The organism is Deinococcus pimensis DSM 21231, assembly GCF_000519345.1.
In the GTDB taxonomy this organism is placed as follows: Bacteria; Deinococcota; Deinococci; order Deinococcales; family Deinococcaceae; genus Deinococcus_A; species Deinococcus_A pimensis.
The window spans coordinates 101,220-108,037 of the sequence record NZ_KI912637.1 but is presented as its reverse complement, the minus strand read 5'-3'; the positions used below and the strand labels follow the sequence as shown (position 1 = coordinate 108,037).

Here is a 6,818-nt window from a genome sequence, read left to right as displayed (position 1 = left end):
CGGGCGGCCCCTGCGCGCGGTCACGCGCGACGGCGACGGCTTCACGGACGCCGTGCAGGCCCTCAGCGCCGCCGCCGCGTACGCGGGAGGCACCACCACCTGGGAGAACGTGTACACCCTGCGCCTCAAGGAGTGCGACCGCATCAGCGACACGCGCCGCGAACTCCAGGCGCTCGGCCTCCACGTCACCGAGACGAACGACAGCCTCAGCGTCACGGGCTCGCCGCGCCTCGCGGGCGGCGTGACGGTGGACGGCCACGGCGACCACCGCATGATCATGATGCTCACCGCCTGCGCGCTGCGCGCCGACGCGCCCGTCACCATCACGGGCGCGCACCACGTCCGCAAGAGCTACCCGCAGTTCTTCGAGCACCTCGCGGCGCTCGGAGCGCGCTTCGAATTCCGCGCGCTGGAGAACGTGGAGCACCCCGCCTGAACGACGAGGGGGCGAGGCCCGCGCCTCGCCCCCCTGTCCGCGCCGCTCAGACGAAGCGGCCGTTCTCCTGGAAGACCTCGCCGTCGAGCAGGACGCGTCCGCCGCCGCGCAGGTCGCGGATCATGTCCCAGTGGACGGCGCTGACGTTCGTGCCGCCCGTCTCCGGGTAGCTGTTGCCGATCGCGAGGTGGATCGTCCCGCCGATCTTCTCGTCGAAGAGGATGTTGCGGCTGGGGCGCCGGATGCCGAAGTTCGTGCCGATCCCGAGCTCCCCCAGGAAGCGCGAGCCCGCGTCCGTCGCGAGGGCGGCGCGCACGACGTCCTCGCCCTGCTCGGCGCTGGCCTCCACGACCTCGCCGTCACGGAAGGTGAGACGCACGCCGCTCACGAGCTGACCGCCGTACTCGGTGGGCAGGTCGAACAGGACGTGCCCGTTCGCGCTCGTCTCGACGGGTCCCGTGAAGACCTCGCCGGAGGGCATGTTGCGCTTCCCGTCGCTGTTCGCCCAGGTGCGGCCCTTCACGCTGAGGCGCAGGTCCGTGCCGGGTCCCTCGACGCGGACCTCGTCGGCGCGCGAGAGGCGCTCGATGAGCTCGGCCTGCATGGCGCGCACCTCACCCCAGCGGGCGACGGGGTCGGGCGTGTCGAGGAACATCGCGGACGCCACGAAGGTCTCGTACTCCTCCGGGGTCATGCCCGCGCCCGCCGCGCCGTGCGCGGTGGGGTACAGCGTGAGGTTCCAGCGGCGGCGGCCCCGCTCGCGCGCGACGGGCGCCAGGGCGGCGCGGCGACGCGCGGCGCGCTGGGCGTCCACGCCCGCGCCGGGCGCGTCGGGCGTGAGCACCCGGATGGACGCGGCGCAGGACTGCACCTCCGCGAGCGAGAGGTCGGGCGTGGCGCCGAGCAGTTCCTCCGAGGCGTGACGGTAGAAGTCGTCCTGCTGGCCGGGGTACTCCAGCCGGATCAGGGGGTCCGCGCCGCGCCTGAGGAGCGCGACGTGCAGGGCCTCCACGAGCGGCAGGGCGAGGGTGGTGCTCGACACGAGGACGCGCTCCCCCTTCATCGCCGCGACGCAGTAGTCCACGAGGAGGTCGGCGTGCTTCACGGGATCGTAGGACATCTCAGTCCAGCACGGCGCTCGCGAAGCGCCGCACGCCCTCGTCGATCACCTCGGGCGTCACGGTCACGAAGGACAGGCGCATGTGGTGCGTGGGCGCGTTCCCGGAGTAGAAGGGAATGCCGGGCACGTAGATCACGCCCGACGCGACGGCCTTCTCCACGAGCGCCATCGTGTCGACGCCCTCCGCCATGCTGGCCCACAGGAACATGCCGCCCTCGGGACGGCGGTACGTGAGCACGCCCTCGGGGAGGTGCCGTTCCAGGCTGGCCATCATGGCCTCGGCGCGCTCGCGGTACGCCTCGCGGATGCGGTCGATGTGGCCGGGCAGACGGCCCGAGCGCAGGTAGTTCAGGGCGGTGTGCTGCGCGAGGGTGCTGGCGTGCAGGTCGCTCGCCTGCTTCGTGATGACGACGCGCGAGTGCAGCCATTCCGGCAGGACCATCCAGCCGATGCGCAGGCCCGGCGCGATGACCTTCGAGAGGCTCGACATGTACGCCGTGAGCTCGGACGCGCCGTCGATGTCCCGCGCGAGGCCGATCATGGGCGTGACGGGTTCTCCGGTGAAGCGCAGCTCGCTGTACGGGTCGTCCTCCAGCACGAGCAGACCGTGCTTCACGGCGATCTCCAGGACGCGGCGGCGGCGGGCTTCCGGGAGGGTGCTGCCGGAGGGATTCGCGAAGGTCGCGACGACGTAGAGCATCTTCGGCTTGCGGCCCCGCGCGGCGAGCTCCTCGACGACGCGTTCGAGCTCGTCGGGGTCGATGCCCTGCTCGTCGCCCTCCACGCCGACGAGCTCGGCCTGCGCGAGCTCGAAGACCTGCACCGCCGCGAGGTACGTGGGGCGTTCGAGCAGCACGATGTCGCCGGGGTCGAGGACGGCGCGCGCGACGAGGTCGATGCCCTGCTGGCTGCCGGTCGTCACGACGATCTCGTCGGGCTGCGCGTTCGCGCCGCGCTCGTTGGTGAGGGCGGCGAGGGCGGCGCGCAGTTCGGCGTTGCCGTCGGTGGGGCCGTACTGCAGGGCGGGCGCGGCGTTGCCGTCGAACACGGCGAGCGTCGCCTCGCGCAGGCCCTCCACGTCGAACAGTTCCGGGGCGGGCAGGCCGCCCGCGAAGGAGATGAGGTCGGAACGTCCGGCGGCCTTGAGGACCTCACGGACGAAGCTGGGCTTGACGTTGCGCATGCGCGCGGCGATGAGCTCCTGCATATCGCCCCCATGCTACGCCCTCCCGGTGGGAGCGGATGAAGGTCCGCCGTACGAACGTTCGCACGGGGCAGGGAGCGCGCGCGCGGGTAGCATGACCCGATATGACCGACACGAGCACTCAAGCCCGACCGCAGGCCGACCCCCAGGGCGGCGCGCCTCACACGGCCCGGCTGCTGATCTCCTGCCCGGACCGCCACGGCATCGTCGCGGCCGTGTCGCAGTTCCTGTTCTCGCACGGCGCGAACATCCTCACGAGCGACCAGCACTCCACCGACCCGGAGGGCGGGCGCTTCTTCATGCGGATGGAGTTCCACCTCGCGGGCCTCGACCTCGGGCGCGCGGAGTTCGAGCGGGCCTTCGAGGAGACCGTCGCGCGGCCCTTCGGGATGGAGTGGCGCGTGTGGTACGCCGCGCAGCCCAAACGCATGGCGGTCCTCGCGAGCCGCTACGACCACTGCCTGCTGGACCTGCTGTGGCGACGCCGCCGCGGTGAACTGCACGTGGACATCCCGCTCGTGGCGAGCAACCACCCGGACCTGCGCGGCGACGCCGAGGCCATGGGCGTGCCCTTCGAGGTGGTGCCCGTCGAGAAGGGCCGCAAGGCCGAGGCGGAGCGCCGCCTGCTGGACCTGCTGCGCGGGCGCTGCGACTTCGTGGTGCTGGCGCGCTACATGCAGATCCTCTCCGGCGACTTCCTGCGCGAGGTGGGCGTGCCCGTCATCAACATCCACCACTCGTTCCTGCCCGCCTTCGTGGGCGCCAACCCCTACCGCAGCGCCCTCACGCGCGGCGTGAAGATCATCGGGGCGACGGCGCACTACGTCACGGAGGACCTCGACGCGGGCCCCATCATCGAGCAGGACGTGGCGCGCGTCTCGCACCGCGACGACCACGACGCGCTCGTGCGGATCGGACGGGACATCGAGCGGACCGTCCTCGCGCGGGCCGTGAAGGCCCACGTGGAGGACCGCGTGCTGGTGGACGGCAACAAGACCGTGGTGTTCTAGGACCGCTGTCCGGAACACGGCTCGACGCCACCGCGCCAGGAGCCATCCCGTCCCGTCTTCGGGCTGCACGGACGGTCGCAGCCCACCCTTCACTCCTCCTGCCTGGCCTCATTCCGCTCGTGTAAGGCCGCATGCCAACTGCGGACCTGACGTTGCGCGTCGAGCAGGAGCCCCGCCTCGTCGACGTCGTCATCCTGAAGGAAGTCGAGGACCGCTCCAGGTCCGTAGCTGTCGGTGTGCGCGAACTTCTCACCGATGGCTTCGTACGCGCGCGCTGCATCCGGATGATGCTGCACGACCTTGCATGCCCTGCCAAGCGCCTCTGGACCTTCAGGAGCATTCCGGATGGTGTAGTACACGTCGTAGGCGTCCTTTGGTTCGCGTCGACCAAGAAGCGCGAGCCCCTTGAGGACCAGAAAGGCTTCCGCACCAGCGACTCGGAGTGTCGCGCTGTCGCGGCGTCCCCTGCGCGTTCGTCCCTCGATGACGCACTCCGTCGCGTGCTGCAATGCGATGTCAATTCCCTTCATGGCCAGCGTACGCAGGCCCTTGACGAGGGGTGGGCGGTGCTTGTCGAGCTTGACCCCATCCGGAATGAGCAGGTCCACTTCGACCTTCACAGGATGACCGTCGTCCTGAAGGTCGACGAGCGTGGCCATCTGGAAGGCGCGAAGATCAGGGTGCTCCCCGTCTTCATTTCGGAAGAAACCTCCTCCCTCGAGCAGGCGAATGACCTCCGCGTAAGCGTCGTCCTCCTTGAGAACAGCGGCGTCAAGGGCAAGGTCGATGTCCATCGTGCCGATGTGAGCTTCATCAGAGGCGAGGATCAGAGACGGTACGAGGCCGCCGACGACGACCAGTTGTTCGCGGTATGGTCCAAGCAGGTGGGCGATGTCGATCAGGACCCGTCGAACGGCCTCGGTGGTACGCTCACCGTAGCCTGTGGCGTGTTGCGGTTTGCTCATGGTCGTTCCATGCTTCTTTCCTTCAGTGGCCAGGCCTTGTAGGGGCGCTCGCCCTGCCAGATGGGTCTGATGTAATCCTGTAGAAGTTTCTCGGCCGCCTCACGGCCACGGTTCCCCTGCTGCCACAGGTCGACGAAGGTCTGGGCGGGACTTGCTGTCCACAGGCCAGGTTTAACTTCAATACGGTCGAGGAACACGCCGTCGTCCTCCACGAACCGAACCGTGAGGCTTCCGCCCTTCTCAACCGTTTCTGCGCGCAAGGTGCCCATGGCGGTTCGCCAGCTGTCCGGATCCGTGTACAGAACGGTGCTTTTGTTCAGCAGGAACGGCGACATCCAGGAGGCGGCGCTGGTCCCGCCGAGGACGAGGTGTGGAACTCGAAGCGTCGCCATCACATCGAAGAGCCGCGAGCCGTGCAGGGTCGTGTACGCGTCGGAGCTCGCGCCTCCGAGCGGTTTCGCCCACTCGGCCCACTGGCGCAGCAGTCCCTCCGGATCTTCAAGCTTCGACCCGGCGCGCCGCCGTTCGAGCCATCCTTCCAAGATCAGCTTGTTCCGCGCGATGCTCGCCGTCCCGAGGCTGACCTCACAGATTCGCGCAAGCTCCTGCACCTGCCAGGTTCGCTCGGGATTCGCGAGCAGTGCGCGGACCACTCGAAGCGTTTTGCCGGTGTACAGGTTGACCAGTTCGCGCCTTGCGCGCTTCGGAGGCGGATGACCGATCCGTTCGAGACGGTAGGAGAGGAAGGCAAGCCGATAGTTGCCAGCGAGATCGAGCGCGCCGACGCCCGCCGCTTCACACTCATCCATGGCCCGTTCGGAGAACCAGGGCGCGCTCAGGACCTTGTATGTCAACGGACCGTCCTGCGCTCGGGGTCGATGGTGAGTCAGCCATTGACGCACGGCACTCGGGGAAGCGTGCGCGAGAAACTTCAGCTGGAAGTTGACCTCGCCTATGCCCGGCAGAAGGGCAGTGACGTCGGTGTTCGGCGGCCCGCGATCACTTCTGACGTCCACGTCCGAATCGAAACGGCGAAGGATGGAGCGGAGCCGCTGCTCCGCTTCGAACCCTGCGATCCTGCTGCCCCCGGTCATTGTTTCAAACTATATGTGACTTCAGTCGATGATTGAAAATGCGATTCCTTTGAAACATTCGGGTCAGGCCTGGTTCCCTCGAGCGCGGCAGTTCATGCCCCCCTCGGTCTGCTCATGCTCACCACGTCCCCGAGGAGGATCGCGGCGGCCTTCTCGCCGCTCTCCATCGCGCCCTGGATGCTGCTCGCGCTGGTGAGTTCCGAGGCGATCAGCACGTTCGGGAGGGCAGTGGCGTGCCCGGCGAGCCGGCGCTCGAAGCCGGGCGGCTGCGCGAACTGCGCGTGCGGGACGCGGTCCACGGCGAGGAGGCGCAGCTTGGCGACCTCCTCCGCGCCGTACCAGCGCGACAGCACGGCGCGCACGGCGTGGTCGAGGCTCTCCTCGGGCTGGTCCACGCGGTCCAGGACCGTGACGGTCAGAAGGTGCTTCCCGGGCGGGGCGACGTCGGGGTTGGTGTTGCTGGACCACAGGGCGTTGTTGATCACGCCCTGCCCGGCGTTGAGCAGCAGGCGCGGCTGGGGGTCGAGGGGCACGTCCGCGGCGAGGTGCAGGTACGTGCTGCCCACGCTGCCGAGCGTCGTGCGGACGCCCGCGAGCCGCGCGAGCTCCGGAGGGTCGGTCGCGACGATCACGGCGTCCGCGTGGACGTCCCCGAGGGAGGTGCGGACGGTCACGCCGTCCTCGCGCGCGTCGAGGCGTTCCACGCGAACGCCGCTGGACACGTCGAGGCCGCGCGCGAGCTGCCGCGTGACCTCCCCGATGCCGCGCCGGGGCACGGCAATGGCGCCGTCCATCAGCATGCGGAAGTAGTAGCGCAGCAGGGACGCGGACGTGCCGAGGTCGCGGCGCAGGAAGATCCCGCCGAAGAAGGGCGCGAAGAAGCGGTCGATGGCGCCGTAGGAGAAGCCCGCCGCGCGCAGTTCGTCGAGCGCGGTCCGCGGGGAGGGCGCGAGCAGCGTGTGCGGCGCGTGCGGCAGGAGCCGCGCGGC

At 69.4% G+C, this 6,818-nt stretch carries 6 protein-coding genes and 1 pseudogene; 2 read left to right on the top strand and 5 right to left on the bottom strand.

The window, feature by feature from the left end; translation table 11 throughout:
- Window positions 1-436 (top strand): annotated as a pseudogene (locus DEIPI_RS29830) (3-phosphoshikimate 1-carboxyvinyltransferase); the annotation flags it as partial.
- Window positions 437-482: 46 nt separating this feature from the next.
- On the opposite strand, the gene DEIPI_RS0109225 reads toward DEIPI_RS29830, so the two are convergent.
- Both DEIPI_RS0109225 and DEIPI_RS29825 read right to left on the bottom strand, forming a co-directional pair.
- A complete protein-coding gene (locus tag DEIPI_RS0109225) occupies window positions 483-1,556 on the bottom strand; it encodes an aminopeptidase (protein ID WP_027481598.1) in 1,074 nt (357 codons plus the stop codon).
- Between the two features lies 1 nt (window position 1,557).
- A complete protein-coding gene (locus DEIPI_RS29825; RefSeq protein ID WP_045233972.1) occupies window positions 1,558-2,763 on the bottom strand; it encodes an aminotransferase-like domain-containing protein in 1,206 nt (401 codons plus the stop codon).
- A gap of 101 nt (window positions 2,764-2,864) precedes the next feature.
- On the opposite strand from DEIPI_RS29825, the gene purU reads away from it, so the two are divergent.
- Window positions 2,865-3,770, top strand: coding sequence for a formyltetrahydrofolate deformylase (gene purU, locus DEIPI_RS0109215; RefSeq protein ID WP_027481597.1), 906 nt, complete (start codon window positions 2,865-2,867; stop codon window positions 3,768-3,770).
- 89 nt (window positions 3,771-3,859) lie between these two features.
- On the opposite strand, the gene DEIPI_RS29820 is transcribed toward purU, so the two are convergent.
- From DEIPI_RS29820 to DEIPI_RS0109200, 3 genes are all read right to left on the bottom strand, one after another.
- Complete coding sequence (locus DEIPI_RS29820; protein WP_052351669.1) at window positions 3,860-4,735, bottom strand: nucleotidyl transferase AbiEii/AbiGii toxin family protein; 876 nt, start codon at window positions 4,733-4,735, stop codon at window positions 3,860-3,862.
- Entirely contained in the window at window positions 4,732-5,829 is a 1,098-nt protein-coding gene (locus DEIPI_RS0109205; RefSeq protein WP_157463566.1) for a hypothetical protein, read from the bottom strand. Before DEIPI_RS0109205 ends, DEIPI_RS29820 begins: the two co-directional genes overlap by 4 nt.
- A gap of 92 nt (window positions 5,830-5,921) precedes the next feature.
- Window positions 5,922-6,818 (bottom strand): FAD-dependent oxidoreductase (locus DEIPI_RS0109200; protein ID WP_027481595.1); only part of this gene is annotated, 897 nt, incomplete at its 5' end.

Coding starts and splice junctions, on each gene's coding strand:
- DEIPI_RS0109225 (WP_027481598.1), bottom strand. CDS start 1,556: ATGTCCTACGATCCCGTGAAGCACGCCGACCTCCTCGTGGACTACTGC.
- DEIPI_RS29825 (WP_045233972.1), bottom strand. CDS start 2,763: ATGCAGGAGCTCATCGCCGCGCGCATGCGCAACGTCAAGCCCAGCTTC.
- purU (WP_027481597.1), top strand. CDS start 2,865: ATGACCGACACGAGCACTCAAGCCCGACCGCAGGCCGACCCCCAGGGC.
- DEIPI_RS29820 (WP_052351669.1), bottom strand. CDS start 4,735: ATGAGCAAACCGCAACACGCCACAGGCTACGGTGAGCGTACCACCGAG.
- DEIPI_RS0109205 (WP_157463566.1), bottom strand. CDS start 5,829: ATGACCGGGGGCAGCAGGATCGCAGGGTTCGAAGCGGAGCAGCGGCTC.